This window comes from Brevundimonas albigilva (assembly GCF_023503965.1).
In the GTDB taxonomy this organism is placed as follows: Bacteria; Pseudomonadota; Alphaproteobacteria; order Caulobacterales; family Caulobacteraceae; genus Brevundimonas; species Brevundimonas albigilva.
In genome coordinates, this window is the sequence record NZ_CP097298.1 from 2,466,957 (window position 1) to 2,485,248 (window position 18,292).

Genomic DNA, 18,292 nt, shown 5'->3' on the forward strand with positions numbered 1-18,292 from the left:
CGGAAACAATCCGAAACCCGACTTTCATTTTCTCCTTGCGAACGCGCCGCTAGATCAGCGGTGAGGCGCAATCCGCACGCAGAGGCGGAAGCGCGCAGACAGAGAGTTTGAGCTTGCCGGTCATCAACGACCATCACGAACGCACCCTCGTCGCGCCGGCGATCATCGCCGGCGTGGGCGTGCACACGGGCCGCCGCGTGCGCCTGGCCGTGCGTCCGGCGCCGGCCGGAACGGGCGTCGTCTTCGTGCGGACCGACGTGACGGACCGCGACAACCGCATCCCTGTCTCGGGCGAGGCGGTGGTCGATGCGCGCCTGAACACCATGATCGCCAACGGCGACGACGTGCGTCTGTCCACCATCGAGCATCTGATGGCGGCCTTCTCGGCGCTGGGCGTGTCCAACGCCGTCGTCGAGGTGGACGGTCCCGAGTTGCCGATCCTGGACGGGTCGGCGCGGGATTTCGTCAACCTGCTGGATCGGGCGGGCTTCCGCCGCCAGCCGACGCCGGTGCGCTACATCGAAATCCAGGAGCCGATCCATGTGGAGGAGGGCGACAAGCACGCCGCGCTCCTGCCCTGCGACCGCTACGAGATGCGCATGGAGATCGACTTCCCGTCGGCCGCCATCGGCAACCAGGTGGTGGACTTCGTCGTCGACGAGACGACCTTCCGCACCGAGATCATGGCCGCGCGCACCTTCGGCTTCGCCCATGAGGTGGAGGCGCTGCGCCAGGCCGGCCTGGCGCGCGGCGGCTCGCTGGAGAACGCCGTGGTCATCGACGGCGACGACATCCTGAACCCCGGCGGCCTGCGCATGGAACGCGAGTTCGTGCGGCACAAGGCGCTGGACGCCATCGGCGACCTGTATGTGCTGGGCGCGCCGATCCTGGGCCGCTACGAGGGCTATAAGGCCGGTCACGCCCTGAACAACAAGCTGGTCCGCGCCCTGCTGGCCGCGCCGCACGCTTGGCGCGAGGTCGCCCGCGTGCCGGAGATGGCGGAAGCAGGCTGACAATCGTTCCGCTCATCTCGGCGTTCGCCGGGATGAGCGGTTTAAACTCAAACCCGGATCACAGAGATCAACCGGCCGAAGTCCGCTTCGCCGCGCTGGAAGGCGCGGCGGTTGGAATAGAAGCGGTCCTCGTCCGCGCAGGTGTCGTGCCCGGTCCAGACGGCCTGGCGGACGCCGGCCTGCTGCAGCCGCCACAGCACGAAGCCGGGCAGGTCGAACTGGCGCTTGTCGGCCGTCGCCCCGGGGCGGAAGAAGCGGTCGCTGCCGGGATCATGGTGGGTGAAGCGCGCCTGGAAGTCCTCGCCGACCTCGTAGCTGTCCTGGGCGATGCAGGGGCCGACGACGGCCAGCATCCGACGCGGCTCGGCGCCCAGCGCCTCCATCGCCGCGACGGCCGAATGGACGACCCCGCCCAGCGCGCCCTTCCAGCCGGCATGGACGGCGGCGACGATGCGCGTCTCCGGATCGGCCAGCAGCACCGGCGCGCAGTCTGCGGTCAGCACCGAACACAGCACGCCCGGCTCGGCCGTGACCACGGCGTCCCCCTCGGGCCGGTCGCCCCGCCACGGCCCCTCGGCCACGCGCGCGACGGCGGAATGGATCTGATAGCAGCCGTTCAGGTGATCCAGGTCCGCGCCCATCGCCTCGGCCACGCGGCGGCGATTCTCGGTCACGGCGGCCGGGTCGTCCTTGGAGCCGACGCCGGTGTTCAGCCCTTCGTAGAGGCCCGTCGAGGTTCCGCCCGCGCGGGTGAAGAAGCCGTGGGCGATCCCGGCGGCGCTCAGCAGCGGGTGCGTGACGGGTTCCACCAGGCTCATGCGTCCCACCCCGGCACGACCAGCGAACGGGGCGAGAAGATCGCGGCGGCCTTGAACAGGGTTCCCATCTGGTCCTCGGCGGTCAGGCGGTTCAGCTGGCGCTCGATCACCGGCGCGGCGTCGGGCCGTCCCCGTTTCAAGGCTTCGGCGCGGTGTTCGATCCCCAGTCGCCTGAGGAATTCGCCCTGGCCCAGGCATCCGGTCACGTCGGCCCCGGCGCGGACGGCCGCTTCCAGCACGGTGGGGAAGTCGGCCCATTGGGTCAGATCGGCCTGGCCGGGCGCGTCCAGCGGATCGACCTTGGCGTGGCGGCGCAGGGCTTGAAGCGTGTCGCCCGCCTCGGGCCGGGCGCGGCCATAGTCGATCAGCAGGGCGGCGCCGGACGCCGCGCGCACCAAGGCCCCCAGGTCCCGGCCGAAGGCGGCCTGCTGCTCGGAAATCTCGACCACGCCGCCGGGCGCGACCTCGAACGCCGGACGAATGAAGCCGCCCGTGACGGCCGACAGGCCGAACACCAGGTCGTTGTCGTCGGTGACGCCGACGCGCCGCTCGAACCAGCCGTCGTCGGTTCTCATGAACTGGCGCGCCGGCAGACAGTCCAGGACCTCGTTGGCGATCAGGATCACGGGCGCGTCGGTCTCGACCTGGGTCAGGTCGCGCACCCAGCGCGGGGCGACGTCGGCGCCCGCCAGCGCCCGCGCCTGCAGATCGCGCAACGGCCCGCTGGGCTCGATCAGGATCAGGTCGACCGCCTCCAGGAAGCCGGGCGCCAGGCGGGCGGCGCGCAGCACGTCGCTCATCAGCGCGCCGTCGCCGGGCCCGACCTCGACCAGTCGCAGCCGCTCGGGCGCGCCCAGGCGATTCCAGGTCTCCACCGCCCACAGGCCGATCAGTTCGCCGAACATCTGGCTGACCAGGGGGGCGGTGATGAAGTCGCCGCCTTCCCCCAGCGCCGGCCGGGTCGCGTAATAGCCGTCCTGCGGGTCGTGCAGGCAGCGCGTCACATAGTCGGCCACCGTCATCGGCCCGGTCAGGGCGATCTCGCGCGCCAGCCTGGCCTTCAGGCTCATGCGACGACGGGCGGGCGGCTCCGGGCCCGCCAGATCAGCCACAGGCCGACCAGGATCATCGGGATCGACAGCATCATCCCCATGGTCAGGCCCAGCGGGAAGTCCGGCATGCCGTAATCCGGCTCGCGCACATTCTCCAGCAGGGCGCGGCAGACGCCATAGCCGACCAGGAACAGGCCGGTGACATAGCCCGGCTTCATCAGCAGGCGACCCTTCCAGACGGCGAGCGACAGCAGGCCGAACAGGACGATCCCCTCCAGGCCCGCCTCATAGAGCTGGCTGGGATGGGCGGCGCGTCGCCGGCCGGGCAGAAGCCGTACATCGATTGGATGCGGTCGTTGCAGAAGCGGATGGCCCAGGGAACCGTCGTCTCGCGGCCCCACAGCTCGCCGTTGATGAAGTTGGCCAGCCGGCCGAAGCCCAGGCCGATGGGCACCACTGGGGCCACTAGGTCGCCGATCCGCAGCATGTCGATCTTCTGCGCGCGCGAGAACAGCACGATGGCCAGGGCCACGCCCAGGAAGCCGCCGTGGAAGCTCATGCCCCCCGTCCACAGCTGGAACAGCTCGAACCGTTCGCCCAGCGTGTCGCCGGTGAACAGCTGGGCGTACATGACCGGCTTGTAGAACAGCGCGTAGCCCAGCCGCCCGCCCAGGATGATGCCCAGCACGATCCACAGCACCAGGTCGTCCAGCTGCGCCGGGGTCATCGGCGGACGGCCGCCCCACAGCCGGTCGGTCTTGACCAGACGGGTGGCGTACCACCACCCCAGGACGATGCCCGCCACTAGGCCAGGGCGTACCAGCGGATCGGCAACGGCCCCAGATGGATCAGGACCGGATCGAATTCGGGAAAGGGCAAGGCGGTTCCTCGAAGGGTTCAACGACGCCGCTTTAGCAAGCGCGGCCGCCTTCGTCGCGTGCGAAGGTGACGTCCTCGGGGCGGACGGCTAGGCTGGCGTCATGTCGCGCCCCGAGAACGAGCCCCAGGCTCCCGCCGCCCGCTGGTCCCTGATCGGACCGGGCATCGTCGTCGCCGCCACCGGCGTCGGGGCGGGGGACCTGGTCGCCACCCTGATCGCGGGCTCCCGCTTCGGCTACGCCCTGCTGTGGGCGGCGGTCGCCGGCACGGTCATCAAGATCGCCCTGGCCGAGGGGGTGGGGCGCTGGACCCTGGCCAGCGGGCGGACCATCTTCGACGGCTGGTCCTCGCTGGGCGGCGGCTGGTTCGGGGGGCGGCTGAACTGGGCGGGCCTCTATTTCGGCCTCTATGTCGTCGTCTGGGGCTTCGTTTACGGCGCGGCCGCGATGACGGCGGCCGCCCTGCCGCTGGCCGCCCTGTTCGGCGGTGATCTGAAGGCCTGGGGCGTGGCCAGCGGGGTGGCGGGCCTGGGCCTGGTGTGGATGGGCGGTTACGGCCTGTTCGAAAAGGTGATGACCGCCCTGGTCGGCGTCATGTTCGTCACCGTGGTCGGCCTGGCCGTCATCGTGGCGCCCGACCTGCCGGCGCTGGCGACCGGCCTGTGGCCCCGCCTGCCTGAAGGGTCCGTCTTCTACACCCTGGGCCTGATCGGCGGGGTCGGGGGCACCATCACCATGGCCGCCTACGGCTATTGGGCCAACGCCAAGGGCTGGCGCGGTCCGGGCTGGATGCGGGTCATGCGGCTGGACAACGGCGTGGCCTATGTCGTCACCGGCGTCTTCGTCATCGCCATGATGATCGTCGGGGCCGAACTGCTCCATTCCGCCGGCATCGCGCTCAGCAGCGGCGACCGGGGGCTGCTGGACCTGGATCAGGTCCTGCGCGACCGCTTCGGTCGGCCGATCTCCATCCTGTTCCTGGTCGGCTTCTGGGCCGCCACCTTCTCCAGCCTGATAGGCGTGTGGCAGGGCGTCAGCCTGATGTTCGCCGACTTCTACGGCCATGTCGCGGGCCGCTCGCGCGGGCTGGAGCACGGAATCAAGGGGACGGCCCCGTGGAAAGGACCTGGCCGTTCCGCGCCTACGCCCTGTGGCTGACCTTCCCGCCGATCGTCCTGCTGTTCATGGACCGGCCCTTCGGCCTGATCGTCGCCTATGGGGTGCTGGGCAGCCTGTTCATGCCCTTCCTGGCGGGGACGCTGATCTGGCTGCTGAACAGCGACAGAACGCCGCGCGCGTGGCGCAACGGCTGGCTGTCGAATCTGCTTCTGGGCGCGGCGGCGCTGCTGTTCGCGGCGCTGGCTGGCAACGAACTGGTCGGCCTGATCCGCCCCTGAACGGTCAGGACGTGGAGGCAGCGTCACAATGGCCTCTACGAACCGTCACCGTTCCCCGCTAGGCAGCGTTCGATCGACCTCGGGGGAAGCAGCATGAAGACCTTCGTCGCGGCCTTGATGGGCGCCGTCGCACTGTCGGCCGGTCCGGCCCTGGCCCAGGTGACGGCGCCGCCGGACCCCGATCCCGCGCCGCCGCCGGCCCATGCGCCGAACGGACGCTGGGCGGCCAGGGGCTGGGCCGACCGCATCGTGCTGAGCCCCGCCGCCGACGCCGCGCGCGGCGCGGCCGTGGCCTGGCGCACCGATGTCCGCCAGACCTCGGCCGAGGCCCAGATCGCCGAGGAGATCGACGGCCCGCTGCTGGGCTTTTTCGCCCGCACCGTCGCCGGGACGACCGCCCCGATCCAGAACGAGAACGGCCAGGCGCTGTATCACCAGGTCCGCTTCGAGGATCTGCAGCCCGCCACACGCTACGTCTATCGCGTCCGCGCCGCCGACGGCTGGAGCGAATGGCTGCCGTTTCGCACGGCCGCGGCGGACTTCGCGCCGTTCCGCTTCATCTATCTGGGCGACACCCAGAACGACATCCTGGAAATCGGCTCGCGGGTGATCCGCTCGGCGCTGAAGGAGGCGGGACCGGCCGCCCTGGTCGTCCACGCCGGCGACCTGGTGGCCCAGCGCGAGACAAAGGTCCACGACGACGAATGGGGCGAATGGACCGAGGCCGGCGGCCGCGCCTTCGCCATGACGCCGCAGCTGCCGGCGCCGGGCAATCACGAATACGTCGACCACATCCTGCCGGACGGCACGGAGTCGCGCCTGTTGGGGCCGCACTGGCCGCTGCAGTTCGCCCTGCCGGCCAATGGCGCGCCGGGCGCCGAGCAGACCAGTTATTTCGTCGACTATCAGGGCGTGCGGTTCATCGTGCTGGACGGCACCGCCGCCATCGACCTGGGCGCCTCCGAGAGCCAGACCCGCTGGCTGGACCAGACGCTGGCCTCCAGCCCCGCGCGCTGGAACGTGGCCCTGTTCCACCAGCCGATCTACACCTGCGCCCGGCCCGAGGACACCGAGGAGTTGAAGACGGCCTGGAAGCCGATCTTCGACGCGCGCCGCATCGACCTGGTGCTGCAGGGGCACGACCACTGCTACGGTCGGGTCTCCGACCCGGCCGGCGCCGAGGCCTCGCGCGCCAACAGCGACGCCGGGCGGCCGCAGGGGCCGGTCTATGTCGTCTCGGTCACGGGCTCGAAGATGTACGGTCTGAACGACCGCGCGGATGCGCAGCCGGTCCGCGCCGCCGAGAACACCGAGCTGTACCAGCTGGTCGATGTCGAGGCGGATCGCCTGAATTTCCGCGCCTTCACCGCCACGGGGCGGCTGTATGACGCCTTCACCCTGGTCAAGGGCGAGGACGGTCTGAACCGGCTGATTGAGACGGAGGAGACCCTGCTGGCTGCCCGTCGTTGCGACGGCGAGGCCGGACCAGACGACCGTCCCTGCACGGCCGAGATCAAGGACTGATCGGGGGCGTGTTTTCGGCCTGTTTTCGGTCTGGCTTGCCGTAGGGGAGGCTTTCGCCTACCCCTCCCGGCTCGATTCCAGGACGATGACGGACGAAACGCCCATGACGCTCGCGCTTCTTTTCCCCGGACAGGGCAGCCAGGCCGTCGGCATGGGCGCGCCGCTGGCCGACGCCTTCCAGTCCGCCCGCGACGTCTTCGCCGAGGTCGACGAGGCCCTGGGCCAGAAGCTGTCGGTCCTGATGCGCGAGGGGCCGGAGGACCAGCTGACCCTGACCGAGAACGCCCAGCCGGCCCTGATGGCCGTGTCCCTGGCCGTGATCCGGGTGCTGAAGGCCGAGTTCGGCGTGGACGTGGCCCAGGCGGCCTTCGTCGCCGGGCATTCGCTGGGCGAATATTCGGCCCTGGCGGCGGCGGGCGCGCTGAGCGTGCCGGACACCGCGCGCCTGCTGAAGCTGCGCGGCCAGGCCATGCAGCGCGCCGTCCCGGTGGGCAGGGGGGCGATGGCCTCGCTGATCGGACCCAGGACCGACCTGGCCCTGGCCGAGGCCGCCGCCGCGGCGGGCGCCGAGGTCGGCGTCTGCGTCGTCGCCAATGACAACAACGCCGGCAACATCGTCATCTCGGGCGACAAGGCGGCGGTGGACCGCGCCATCGAAAAGGCCAAGGAACTGGGCGCGCGGGCGATCCCGCTGAACGTCTCGGCGCCGTTCCACTGTCCGCTGATGCAGCCGGCCGCCGACGAGATGGCCCAGGCCCTGGCCTCGGCCGCCATCCTGGCGCCGGCCGTGCCGGTGGTGGCCAATGTCACCGCCCGCCCGGAGACCGACCCGGAGACCCTCCGCCGCCTGCTGGTTGAACAGGTCACCGGCCGGGTGCGCTGGCGCGAGAGCATGGAATGGATGGCGGGTGAGGGCGGCGTGACGCGCTTCGTCGAGGTCGGCTCGGGCAAGGTGCTGACCGGCATGGCCAAGCGGATCGCGCCGGAGGCCGAAAGCCTGCCGCTGAACACGCCGGAAGACCTGGAAGCGTTCGCGAAGGGCCTCTGATCGCCCGATCGCCGTCATCCTCGGGCTTGACCCGAGGATCGGACCATCCGCACTTCGGCGTTAGAGAGCGAGCGCCATCATCGACATCGGCGCCGCACGGCGCCTGATCCTCGGGTCAAGCCCGAGGATGACGGAACAGGAGAGACACGGATGTTCAATCTCGCAGGCAAGACTGCGCTGGTGACGGGCGCGACGGGCGGCATCGGCGGGGCGATCGCGCGGGCGCTGCACGCCCAGGGCGCGACCGTGGTGCTGTCGGGCACGCGTGAGGCGGTGCTGGCGGACCTGGCCAGGGAACTGGGCGAGCGGGCGCATTTCGCCACGGCCAACCTGTCGGACGGCGAGTCGGTCGACAATCTGGTCAATGCGGCGGAAACGGCGGCGGGCGCGCCGCTGGACATCCTGGTGGCCAATGCGGGCGTCACCAAGGACGGCCTGCTGATGCGGATGAAGGACGAGGACTTCGAGCACGTGCTCAAGGTCAATCTGGAAAGCTATTTCCGCCTGACCCGCGCGGCGGTGAAGGGCATGATGAAGCGCCGCGCCGGCCGCATCATCGGCGTGACCTCGGTGGTCGGCGTGACCGGCAACCCCGGCCAGACCAACTATTCGGCGTCCAAGGCCGGCATGATCGGCTTTTCCAAGTCGCTGGCCCAGGAGGTCGGCTCGCGCGGGATCACCGTCAACTGCATCGCGCCGGGCTTCATCGCCAGCCCCATGACGGACGTGCTGAACGAGCAGCAGCGCGAGACCATCCTGGCCCGGATCCCCGCCGGTCGCCTGGGTTCGGGCGACGAGATCGCCGCCGCCGCCGTCTATCTGTGTTCGGACGAGGCCGCCTATGTCACGGGCCAGACCTTGCACGTCAACGGCGGCATGGCGATGATCTGACCGCGATCACGACACGCAACAGACTATTTCCCGCCCCGACGGCTGTGCTAAAGGGCGGTATGCATTGGCGGTTCGATCCCTTTGGGCTTGCGTCGCCGGCGCTGCCGTGAGACGGCGATTTTTGATGAGACCCCGCCTCTACGGCGCATTTAAACAGGCAGAGAGACACTCATGTCCGACACCCTCGAGCGCGTTCGCAAGATCGTCATCGACCACCTGGACGCCGATCCGGACAAGGTCACGGAAAAGGCCAGCTTCATCGACGACCTGGGCGCCGACTCGCTCGACAACGTCGAGCTGGTGATGGCCTTCGAAGAAGAATTCGACATCGAAATCCCCGACGACGCCGCCGAACACATCCAGACGGTCGGCGACGCCGTGAAGTACATCGACGAAAAGTCGGCCGGCTGATTTCAGCCGCCGATCGGCGATAGTCAGGGCCGCCCGGCGCTCCTAGCGGAGACGCCCGGCGGCCTTTACTGTTTCTGACCCGCGAATCCGGCTTCGGGATTCGCGATGAAGCGATAAGAGCGAAGGAGCGAACGCCATGCGCCGCGTCGTGTGACAGGAATCGGCCTGCTGACCCCCCTGGGCTGGGGCGTCGAAAAGAGCTGGAAGGGCATCGTCGAGGGGCGTTCGGGCATCGGTCCGATCACCGCCTTCGACACCGAGGGCTACGCCTGCACCATCGCCGGGGAGGTGCCCAGCGTGGACGGCCGCGGCGGCGGCGGCGAGGGCGACTTCGACCCCGACCAGATCATGTCGGCCAAGGACAGGAAGCGCGTCGACGACTTCATCCTATACGCCATCGCGGCGGCCGACGAGGCCCTGCACGACGCGAACTGGAAACCCGAGACCAACGAGGCGCGCGAGCGCACGGGCGTCATGGTCGGCGCCGGCATCGGCGGCCTGGGCCCCATCGCCGACACCGCCATCATCCTGAAGGAGCAGGGTCCGCGCCGCGTCAGCCCCTTCTTCATTCCCAGCGCCCTGATCAACCTGGCCGGCGGCCAGATCTCGATCCGCCACGGCCTGAAGGGGCCCAACCACGCGGTCGTCACCGCCTGCGCCACCGGCGCCCACGCCATCGGCGACGCGGCGCGGATGATCGCCCTGGACGACGCCGACGTCATGGTGTGCGGCGGGGCGGAAAGCTCCATCGTGCCCATTGGCATCGCGGGCTTTCTGGCCTGCAAGGCCCTGTGCACCGCCTATAACGACACGCCCGAGGCGGCCTCGCGCCCCTACGACCGGGGCCACGCCGGCTTCGTCATGGGCGAGGGCGCGGGAATCTTCGTGCTGGAGGAATACGAGCACGCCAAGGCGCGCGGCGCGACCATCTACGCCGAGGTCGTCGGCTATGGCATGAGCGGCGACGCCTATCACATCACCGCCCCGTCCGAGGACGGCGAGGGCGGCGAGCGGGCCATGAAGGCGGCGCTGAAGCGCGCCGGGCTGCAACCCTCCGACCTCGACTACGTCAACGCCCACGGCACCTCGACGATGGCCGACTGGATCGAGCTGAAGGCCATCGAGCGGCTGGTCGGCGACCACGCCAAGGATCTGGCCGTCTCCTCGACCAAGTCGATGACCGGCCACCTGCTGGGCGCGGCCGGCGCCATCGAGGCGGCCTTCTGCGTCCTGGCCATCCGCGACCAGATCGCCCCGCCGACCATCAACCTGGACGACCCGGAGCACGAGACGGCGATCGACCTGGTCCCGCACAAGGGCAAGCCGATGAAGATCGACGTGGCCATGTCCAACAGCTTCGGCTTCGGCGGCACCAACGCCTCGGTGATCTTCAAGAAGGTCGTGGACTGAGATGTTCGGGCGCGGACGGGTCGAGAAGCGATCGGGCCTGACCGTCGCCCTGCTGACGGGCTCGGCGACCTTCGCCCTGTTCCTCATCGTGGCCCTGGCGGCGATCTGGGCGGTCTATTACGCGCCCGGCCCCGCCGCGCGGCAGGGCGATTCGACCGTCGTGACCCTGCCCAGCGGGTCCAGCGTCTCGGCCATCGCGGCCCAGATGAAGGCGGCGGGCGTCATCCGGTCGCCGGACCTTTTCAAGGCGGCGGCGTCGCTGACCGGGGCGGATCGGCGGCTTCGCGCGGGCGAGTACGACGTGCCGTCTGGAACCTCGCTGGCCGGGGTCTTGAAGCTGATGGTCGAGGGGCGGGTGGTGCGCCACTTCGTGACCCTGCCCGAAGGCTGGTCCTCGGCCCAGGCGGTGGACATCCTGATGCGCCAGCCGGTCCTGGTCGGATCGGTGGAGGAGACGCCCGAAGAGGGGACCCTGTGGCCCGAGACCTATGAGGTCACCCGCGGCGAAAGCCGTCAGTCGGTGATCGAGCGGATGCAGGTCGCCGCCCGCGACAACCTGCGCGTCCTGTGGGCGCAGCGCGCGCCCGGGACCATCGCGCGCAATCCGGAGGAGGCGCTGATCCTGGCCTCGATCGTCGAGAAGGAAACCGGCGTCGCCGCCGAGCGCCCGCGCGTCGCCGCCGTCTTCACCAACCGGCTGCGCCAGGGGATGCGGCTGGAGAGCGACCCGACCATCGTCTATGGCCTGACCAAGGGCCGGCCCCTGGGGCGCGGCATCCGCCGTTCGGAACTGACCCAGGCCACGCCCTGGAACACCTATCTGATCGACGGCCTGCCGCCGACGCCGATCGCCAATCCGGGCCGCGAGGCCCTGCGCGCGGTGCTGAACCCGCCGGCCGACCCGGCCCTGTTCTTCGTCGCCGACGGCACGGGCGGCCACGCCTTCGCCAACACCTACGAGGAGCACCTGCGCAACGTCGCCCGCTGGCGCCAGATCGAACGCCAGAAGGCCGGCCTGCCGCCCGAGGCGCCGGCTCCGGCCGCGCCGGGGATGTCGACGGCGCCCATGACCGATCCCGCCGGCCAGCCCGCCGCTGCGGCCCCGCCGGGCCAGGCGACGCTGACCCTGCCGGCCGGCGCCAGCCAGGGGCCGAACCGGTGAGCGGACAGATTTCGGGCATGACCGGCTTCGGCCGCGCCGATGGCGCAGCGGACGGCTGGACCTGGTCGGTCGAGGCCGCTCGGTCAACGGCCGCAATCTGGAGGTCCGCTATCGCGGCCCCAACGGCTTCGACGAACTGGAGCGGCTGGCCAAGACGTCCGCCCAGGCCCGGTTCGCGCGCGGCCAGGTGACGCTGGGCCTGCAGGCGCGCCGCGCCCAGGCCGCCGATGTCGCCGTGGTCGTCAACGAGCCCCTGCTGGCGCGCTATCTCTCGCTCGCCAATCAGCTGGCGGAGGACGGGGCCACGCCGCCGTCGGCCGACGGCATGCTGGCGCTGCGGGGCGTCATCGAGGCCCCGGAGGAAGAGGACGACGCCGAGACGCGCGCCGCCGTCCAGGCCGAAATGGCGAAAACCTTGGAGGCGGCGCTGGACGCCCTGAAGGCCTCTCGTCAGCGCGAGGGGGCGCAGCTGGCGCCGCTGCTGCAGGATTTCGTCGCCCGGATCGAGACCCTGGTCGGTCAGGCCGAGGCCGAGGCCCAGGGCCAGGTCGAGGCCATCCGCGAGCGCTTCACCCGTCGCATCGCCGAACTGGCGCCCGACGCGCCGGGCCTTGAGGACCGCATCTTCCTGGAAGCCGCCGCCCTGGCGGCCAAGGCCGACGTGCGCGAGGAGCTGGATCGACTGACCGCCCATGTCGCCTCGGCCCGCCAACTGCTGGGCCAGCCGCCGGCGGGGCGCAAGCTGGACTTCCTGATGCAGGAATTCATGCGCGAGGCGAACACCCTGTGCTCGAAATCCGCTACCACCGCCCTGACCGGAATCGGCCTGGAGCTGAAGGCGGTGATCGAGCAGTTGCGTGAACAGGTCCAGAATGTCGAATGAACACACCCCCCGCCGCGGCGTCCTGCTGATCGTCGCCAGCCCCTCGGGCGCGGGCAAGACCAGCCTGTGCCGCCGGCTGATGGCCGACCACAGGGCGCTGGAGCTGTCGGTGTCCATGACCACGCGCGACATCCGGCCCGGAGAGGTGCACGGCCGCGACTACAACTTCGTCAGCCACGAGGAATTCCAGCGGCTGATCGACGCCGACGCCTTCCTGGAATGGGCCGACGTGCACGGCAACCGCTACGGCAGCCCGCGCGCGCCGGTCGACCGCGCCCTGGCCGAGGGGCGCGACGTGCTGTTCGATATCGACTGGCAGGGCGCGCGCGACGTGGCCGAGAAATGCCCGGAGGACGCCGTGCGCGTCTTCATCCTTCCGCCCAGCCTGGCCGAGCTGCGTCGCCGCCTGGTCACCCGCTCACAGGACGCAGAGGACGTGATCGAACGCCGCGTGGCCAACGCCAAGGGCGAGATCGAGCACTGCGGCGAGTTCGACTATGTGCTGGTGAACGAGGACTTCGACCGGTCCTACGCCGAGCTGGCGCACATCTATCACGCCGAGCGGTCGAGGCGTTTCCGCAACCTGTGGGTCCGCCAGTATCAGGACGCCCTGCTGCGCGAGGTGGTCTGAAGGCGACGCCGCGGGGGTGCGGCGCCGCCTCGGTACTCTACTCTACGCTACGCTACTCACGGGTCCGGTTTCGCGTCTCGCCGCTTCCAGCGGGTAAACAGCCGACTAAGGGAGACCCCCTAGATCGCCGTTCCTTGGCCGGCGATTCATAAGCCGTTCGCGAAACTGACCTAAGGGTAGGGCGAACGGGGTGGGTTAATGCGTTTTCTGAAGTCTCTCGGTCCGATCCTGGCGGCCAGCGCGCGGGAGAGGCTGAAACAGGTTCCGGTGCGGATACTGCTGGCCTGCGTGGTCGCCTGGGCCCTTCACGCGGCCGGCCTGGGCGGGTGGATCGGACCGTGGCTGGGCCTGGCCGCCCTGGTGCAGCTGTTCGAATATCTGGCCATGACGCCGTTTCGGCGAGCCGTTCCTTCGGACGATCCGCGGCTGATGGGGCTGGCCCTGGCCTCGACCGCCCTGATGGCGACGGCCTATGGCGGCGTCGGCCTGGCGATCTGGTCCACCAACTATCCCGCCCTGGTGACCCTGGCCGCCCTGACCCTGGCCGGCGGATTGCTGACCAATGTGGCCTCGGGCATCGGCTCGCGCACCGTCTTCTTCGTCGGCGCCACGCCCTATCTGGTGGTCCTGGCCCTGATGCCGGTGGTCAAGATCGTCCAGGGCGACCTGCAGGGCGTGGTGGTGATGTCGCTGGCGTCGGCGCTGTTCGCCGGCGCCATCCTGAACGTCTATTGGCGGGTGCACGCCGCGCGTCGCGCCGAGATCCAGGCCCTGGCGGAATCGGAACGGCGCGTGGAGCAAGCGCAGGCGGCGATGGCCGATCGCGCCGCCATGGCCGCCATCGTCAGCCACGAACTGCGCACCCCCGTCAGCGCCATCCTGGCCGGCGCCCACGTCCTTCGCGACGGCACGCTGCCTGACCAGCGCGAGGAAACGGCCGACCTCATCATCGACGCCGGCCGGCTGATGACGGGGATGCTGAACGACCTGCTCGATCACTCCAAGATGGAGGCGGGCGCCATGCTGCTGGAGGCGCGCGCCTTCGAGCTGGGCGACTTCATCCGCGACGCGGTGCGCTTCTGGGCCGCCCCGGCCGCCGAGAAGGGCCTGAGGCTGGAGGCGTCGGGCGTCGACAGCGATCCGGTTTGGCTGCGCGGCGACCCCTACCGGCTGCGCCAGGTGGTCAACAACCTGATCTCCAACGCCATCAAGTTCACGCCCTCGGGCGTGATCCGCCTGCGCGCCCAGGCCCCGGTCAGCGAGGGGCGGCGCTGCCTGACCCTGACCGTCGCCGACCAGGGCGCTGGCATCTCGGCCGAGGCGATGACGCGGCTGTTCTCGCCGTTTGCGCAAGGGTCCGCCGAGGTGGCCCGCACCTATGGCGGCACGGGTCTGGGCCTGACGGTCAGCCGCGAACTGGCCCGTCTGATGGGCGGTGATCTGACCGCCACCAGCGTCGAGGGGCAGGGCGCGACCTTCACCCTGTGCGTCGATCTGCCCCCCGGAACGCCCGTCGCGCCGGAGGACGCCTCCGACGCCGCGCCGCCCGCACCGATGCGCCGCATCCGCGTCCTGGCCGTCGACGATCACGAGATCAACCGCCGCACCATCGCCCTGGTGCTGCAGCCGCTGGACGTGGACCTGACGACCGCCTCCGACGGCCATATCGCCCTGTCGCTGCTGGACCAGCGCGCCTTCGACGTGGTGCTGATGGACGTCAACATGCCCGGCATCGACGGCAACGAGACCACGCGCCGCCTGCGCGCCTCGGGCGGACCCAACGCCGCCACGCCCGTGATCGGCTTCAGCGCGGGCACGGAGGCCGAACAGGTCGCGGCCTGCTACGCCGCCGGAATGACGGACTGGCTGGCCAAGCCCCTGGAGCCCCGGCGTCTGTACGACGCCCTGCAACGCGCCGCGGCCGGCGCCGAGGCGGTCGAACGGGCGGCCTGACCGGGCGCAGATCGGCGATTTCCTCTCGACGCGTCACGCTCTAGGCTCGCCGAAAACGGGGGAAGCGATGCATCACGGCGTGACCACGACCGAGCTCTATCTGGCGGCCATGCTGCTGATCATCTTCAGCGCGCCCTATCTGATCTGGCGCGGGCTGAGGACCGACTATTACGCGCCCCTGGTGGTGGTGCAGATCATCGGCGGCGTCCTGCTGGGGCCGGGCGTCCTGGGCGCGGCCTTTCCGGCCTATTACGCGACCGTCTTCACCCCCGACGTGATCACCGCCCTGAACGGCGTGGCCTGGTGGGCGGTGATGATCTTCGTCTTCGTGGCGGGGCTGGAACTGGACCTCAGTCAGGCCTGGCAGCGCAAGGCCGAGACCGGGGTGACGGCCGGCCTGGCCCTGGCCACGCCGCTGCTGTTCGGGGCCGTGGTGGCGCTGGGCATGATCCGTTTCCCCGGCTGGATCGGACCGCAGGGCCAGACCTGGCAACTGGTGCTGGGCGTGGGCATGGCCTGCGCCGTCACCGCCCTGCCGATCCTGGTCCTGTTCATGGAGAAGCTGGACATCCTGCGCCAGCCGCTGGGCCAACGCATCCTGCGCTACGCCAGCCTGGACGACATCGCCATCTGGGGCGTGCTGGCGCTGATCCTGCTCGACTGGGAGCGGGTCGGCCGGCAGGCGGCCTTCCTGATCGGGTTCGCCGTGGCGGCCTGGGCCGTCCGCTGGATCATGAAGCGCATTCCGGAAGGCGATCGGTGGTACGTCGCCCTGATCTGGCTGGCCGCCTGCGGACTGGCTGGCGACTGGTCGGGCCTGCATTTCATGGTGGGCGCCTTCCTGGCCGGAGCGGTTCTGGACGCCCGGTGGTTCGACCAGGCCCGGATGGACCTGTTCCGCACCCATGTCCTGTTGGCGATCATGCCGGTCTTCTTCCTCAGCACCGGCCTGCGGACCCAGTGGGGCGTCGGGGGGCTGATGGTGTTCGGCGCGGCGGCGGCCCTGCTGGTCGCCTCGGTGACGGGCAAGCTGGCGGGGGTCCACCTGGCCGGCCGCCTCCTGAAATGGCCCAAGGGCGAGGCCTCCGTCGTGGGGTGGCTGCTGCAGACCAAGGCCCTGATCATGATCATCTTCGCCAACATCCTGCTGGACCGCCAGATCATCACCAACGAGACCTTCACCGCCCTGCTGCTGATGGCGGTCGGCTCGACCATGCTGACCATCCCCCTGACCACGCCGCGCCTGGCCCGGCTGGCGGGACGGGTGAGGAAGGACGGCTAGCCCAGGGCGGCGAACCAGGGGCGCAGCCGGTCCAGCGCCTCCTGCACCTCGTCCGTCGAGACGGCGAAGCTGAAGCGGATGAAGCGGCGGCCCTCGACCGGATCGAAGTCGACGCCGGGCGCCGCAGCCACGCCGGTGTCGCGCAGCATCCGCTCGCAGAAGGCCAGGCTGTCGTCGGTCAGATGGCCGATGTCGGCCCAGATGTAGAAGGCGCCGTCCGGCGGCGCGATCTTCCTCAGGCCCAGCGACGGCAGGGCGTCCAGCATCAGGTCGCGGTTGCGCGCATAGGTGCGGACGTGGCCTTCCAGTTCGTCGTGCGCGTCCATCGCCACCAGGCCGGCGTGCTGGCTCAGGCTGGGCGGGGTCAGGAACAGATTGCCGATGTGGGCGCGCGCCGTCTCGGTGTGCGGGGCCGGCGTGACCAGCCAGCCCAAGCGCCATCCCGCCATGCTCCAGTATTTGGAGAAGCTGTTGATGACGAAGGCGTCCGGCGCGAACTGCAGCATCGAGGCCGTCGGCCCGACGTAGCTGAGGCCGTGATAGATTTCGTCCGAGACGATGGCGATCCCACGCCGGCGGCAGACCTCGGCGATGGCGGCCAGTTCGGCGTCAGGGATGATCGTCCCGGTCGGATTGGCGGGGCTGGCGATGATGACGCCCGCCGGGGCCGGGTCCAGCGCCGCCAGATGGGCCGCGGTCAGCTGGAAGCGGCTTTCGGCCCCGCACGCGATCTCCACCGGCTCCAGATGCAGGGCGCGCAGGGTGTTGCGATAGGCGACATAGCCGGGCCGGGCCAGGGCCACGCGGTCTCCCGGTCGGAACCGGACCGTCAGCGCCAGCACTAGGGCGGGGGATGCGCCGTTGGTCAGCACGACGCGGTCCGGGTCCACCGCCACGCCGTGCCGCTGGTCGTAGAGCCGGGCGATCCGTTCGCGCAGGGCCGGGCTTTCCCAATAGCCCATGGCGTCGGCGTCCAGCACCTGGTGGGCGCGGGCGATGGCGGCGGCGGGCGCGCCCGTCGAAGGCTGGCCGAACTCCATGTGGATGATCGACCGGCCCTCGGTCTTCAGCCGATGGGCCAGGCGGCTGATGGCGATGGCGCGGAACGGCTCGACGGTCATTGCGAAAGCGCGTCCGCCAGCCGCAGGAAGCCCGCGATGTCGATGGTCTCGGCGCGGGCGTCGGGCTCGATCCCGGCCGCCTCGCACAGGGCCGCCCCGCCCAGTTGTTTCAGGCTCGAGCGCAGCATCTTGCGGCGCTGGCCGAAGGCGGCGGCGGTGACCCGCTCCAGCCTTTTCAGCCGCTCCGGCGACGGGCGTTGCTCCAGCGGGACCAAATGCACGACGGCCGAGGCCACCTTGGGCGGCGGGGTGAAGGCGGCGGCGGGCAGATGCATGACGATCCGCGCCGCGCACACCGCCTGGGAGATCACCGCCAGCCGGCCATAGGCGTCGTCGCCGGGCGCCGCCACGACCCGCTCGGCGACCTCCTTCTGGAACATCAGGGTCAGGGCGCAGGGCGTCCACGGCCCGGTCAGCCATTTGATCAGCAACGCCGTGCCGACGTTGTAGGGCAGGTTCGACACCAGGTGCGCCGGGCCCTGGACCAGTTCGGCCTCTCGCACCTTCAGCGCGTCGGCCTCGACGATCGACAGGCGGCCCGAGCCGTCGTCCAGTTCGGACAGCAGGGGGATGAAGCGGGGGTCCTTCTCGACCAGCACCACCGGTCCCGCGTCGGATTCCAGCAGGGCGCGGGTCAGGCCGCCGGGGCCGGGACCCACCTCGATCACCGCACGGCCGTCGAACGGTCCGGCCAGGCGCACGATCTTTCGCGTCACGTTCAGGTCCAGCAGGAAATGCTGGCCGAAGCTCTTCTTGGCCGACAGGCCGTGGGCGTCGAGCGTTTCGCGGAGGGAGGGCAGGTCGGTCACCGCGCCCTG

Annotated in this window: 15 protein-coding genes and 3 pseudogenes; 13 read left to right on the plus strand and 5 right to left on the minus strand. The window is 70.3% G+C overall.

The features are described 5' to 3' along the window. The first annotated feature begins 113 nt into the window (after nucleotides 1–113). Complete coding sequence (gene lpxC, locus MU852_RS13000) at nucleotides 114–1,013, plus strand: UDP-3-O-acyl-N-acetylglucosamine deacetylase (protein WP_249749906.1); 900 nt, start codon at nucleotides 114–116, stop codon at nucleotides 1,011–1,013. Between the two features lie 47 nt (nucleotides 1,014–1,060). Here lpxC and pgeF read toward each other — a convergent pair whose 3' ends face one another. The 3 genes and pseudogenes from pgeF to lgt form a co-directional block, all read right to left on the minus strand. Continuing rightward, a complete protein-coding gene (gene pgeF / locus MU852_RS13005) occupies nucleotides 1,061–1,831 on the minus strand; it encodes a peptidoglycan editing factor PgeF (RefSeq protein WP_249749907.1) in 771 nt (256 codons plus the stop codon). Next, a complete protein-coding gene (locus tag MU852_RS13010; protein WP_249751964.1) occupies nucleotides 1,828–2,901 on the minus strand; it encodes a class I SAM-dependent methyltransferase in 1,074 nt (357 codons plus the stop codon). Before MU852_RS13010 ends, pgeF begins: the two co-directional genes overlap by 4 nt. Further along, nucleotides 2,898–3,762: pseudogene (gene lgt / locus MU852_RS13015) on the minus strand (prolipoprotein diacylglyceryl transferase). Before lgt ends, MU852_RS13010 begins: the two are co-directional and overlap by 4 nt. A 101-nt stretch (nucleotides 3,763–3,863) precedes the next feature. Between lgt and MU852_RS13020 the strand changes: the two are divergent. From MU852_RS13020 to MU852_RS13075, 12 genes and pseudogenes are all read left to right on the plus strand, one after another. After that, on the plus strand, nucleotides 3,864–4,919 hold the full coding sequence (locus tag MU852_RS13020; protein WP_249749908.1) for an Nramp family divalent metal transporter: 1,056 nt from the start codon (nucleotides 3,864–3,866) through the stop codon (nucleotides 4,917–4,919). After that, nucleotides 4,877–5,158, plus strand: coding sequence for a divalent metal cation transporter (locus MU852_RS13025; protein WP_249749909.1), 282 nt, complete (start codon nucleotides 4,877–4,879; stop codon nucleotides 5,156–5,158). The genes MU852_RS13020 and MU852_RS13025 overlap by 43 nt, the downstream gene beginning before the upstream one ends. Nucleotides 5,159–5,251: 93 nt before the next feature. After that, on the plus strand, nucleotides 5,252–6,682 hold the full coding sequence (locus tag MU852_RS13030; protein ID WP_249749910.1) for a purple acid phosphatase family protein: 1,431 nt from the start codon (nucleotides 5,252–5,254) through the stop codon (nucleotides 6,680–6,682). 103 nt (nucleotides 6,683–6,785) lie between these two features. After that, entirely contained in the window at nucleotides 6,786–7,730 is a 945-nt protein-coding gene (gene fabD, locus MU852_RS13035) for an ACP S-malonyltransferase (RefSeq protein WP_249749911.1), read from the plus strand. Between the two features lie 150 nt (nucleotides 7,731–7,880). Continuing rightward, on the plus strand, nucleotides 7,881–8,621 hold the full coding sequence (fabG, locus tag MU852_RS13040) for a 3-oxoacyl-[acyl-carrier-protein] reductase (RefSeq protein WP_249749912.1): 741 nt from the start codon (nucleotides 7,881–7,883) through the stop codon (nucleotides 8,619–8,621). Between the two features lie 171 nt (nucleotides 8,622–8,792). Next, on the plus strand, nucleotides 8,793–9,032 hold the full coding sequence (locus MU852_RS13045; protein WP_249749913.1) for an acyl carrier protein: 240 nt from the start codon (nucleotides 8,793–8,795) through the stop codon (nucleotides 9,030–9,032). Nucleotides 9,033–9,168: 136 nt separating this feature from the next. Then, nucleotides 9,169–10,442, plus strand: a pseudogene (fabF, locus tag MU852_RS13050) (beta-ketoacyl-ACP synthase II). Between the two features lies 1 nt (nucleotide 10,443). Beyond that, on the plus strand, nucleotides 10,444–11,604 hold the full coding sequence (mltG, locus tag MU852_RS13055) for an endolytic transglycosylase MltG (RefSeq protein WP_249749915.1): 1,161 nt from the start codon (nucleotides 10,444–10,446) through the stop codon (nucleotides 11,602–11,604). A gap of 17 nt (nucleotides 11,605–11,621) precedes the next feature. Further along, a pseudogene (locus MU852_RS13060) lies at nucleotides 11,622–12,487 on the plus strand (YicC/YloC family endoribonuclease). Next, a complete protein-coding gene (gene gmk / locus MU852_RS13065; RefSeq protein WP_249749916.1) occupies nucleotides 12,477–13,118 on the plus strand; it encodes a guanylate kinase in 642 nt (213 codons plus the stop codon). Before MU852_RS13060 ends, gmk begins: the two are co-directional and overlap by 11 nt. A 198-nt stretch (nucleotides 13,119–13,316) precedes the next feature. After that, entirely contained in the window at nucleotides 13,317–15,071 is a 1,755-nt protein-coding gene (locus MU852_RS13070; RefSeq protein ID WP_249749917.1) for an ATP-binding protein, read from the plus strand. Nucleotides 15,072–15,138: 67 nt separating this feature from the next. Continuing rightward, nucleotides 15,139–16,353, plus strand: a complete 1,215-nt coding sequence (locus MU852_RS13075; protein WP_249749918.1) for a cation:proton antiporter — start codon at nucleotides 15,139–15,141, stop codon at nucleotides 16,351–16,353. Here MU852_RS13075 and MU852_RS13080 read toward each other — a convergent pair. Next, on the minus strand, nucleotides 16,350–17,474 hold the full coding sequence (locus MU852_RS13080; protein WP_249749919.1) for a pyridoxal phosphate-dependent aminotransferase: 1,125 nt from the start codon (nucleotides 17,472–17,474) through the stop codon (nucleotides 16,350–16,352). The genes MU852_RS13075 and MU852_RS13080 overlap by 4 nt on opposite strands. Then, nucleotides 17,471–18,283, minus strand: coding sequence for a 16S rRNA (adenine(1518)-N(6)/adenine(1519)-N(6))-dimethyltransferase RsmA (gene rsmA / locus MU852_RS13085; protein WP_249749920.1), 813 nt, complete (start codon nucleotides 18,281–18,283; stop codon nucleotides 17,471–17,473). Before rsmA ends, MU852_RS13080 begins: the two co-directional genes overlap by 4 nt. Nucleotides 18,284–18,292 lie beyond the last annotated feature (9 nt).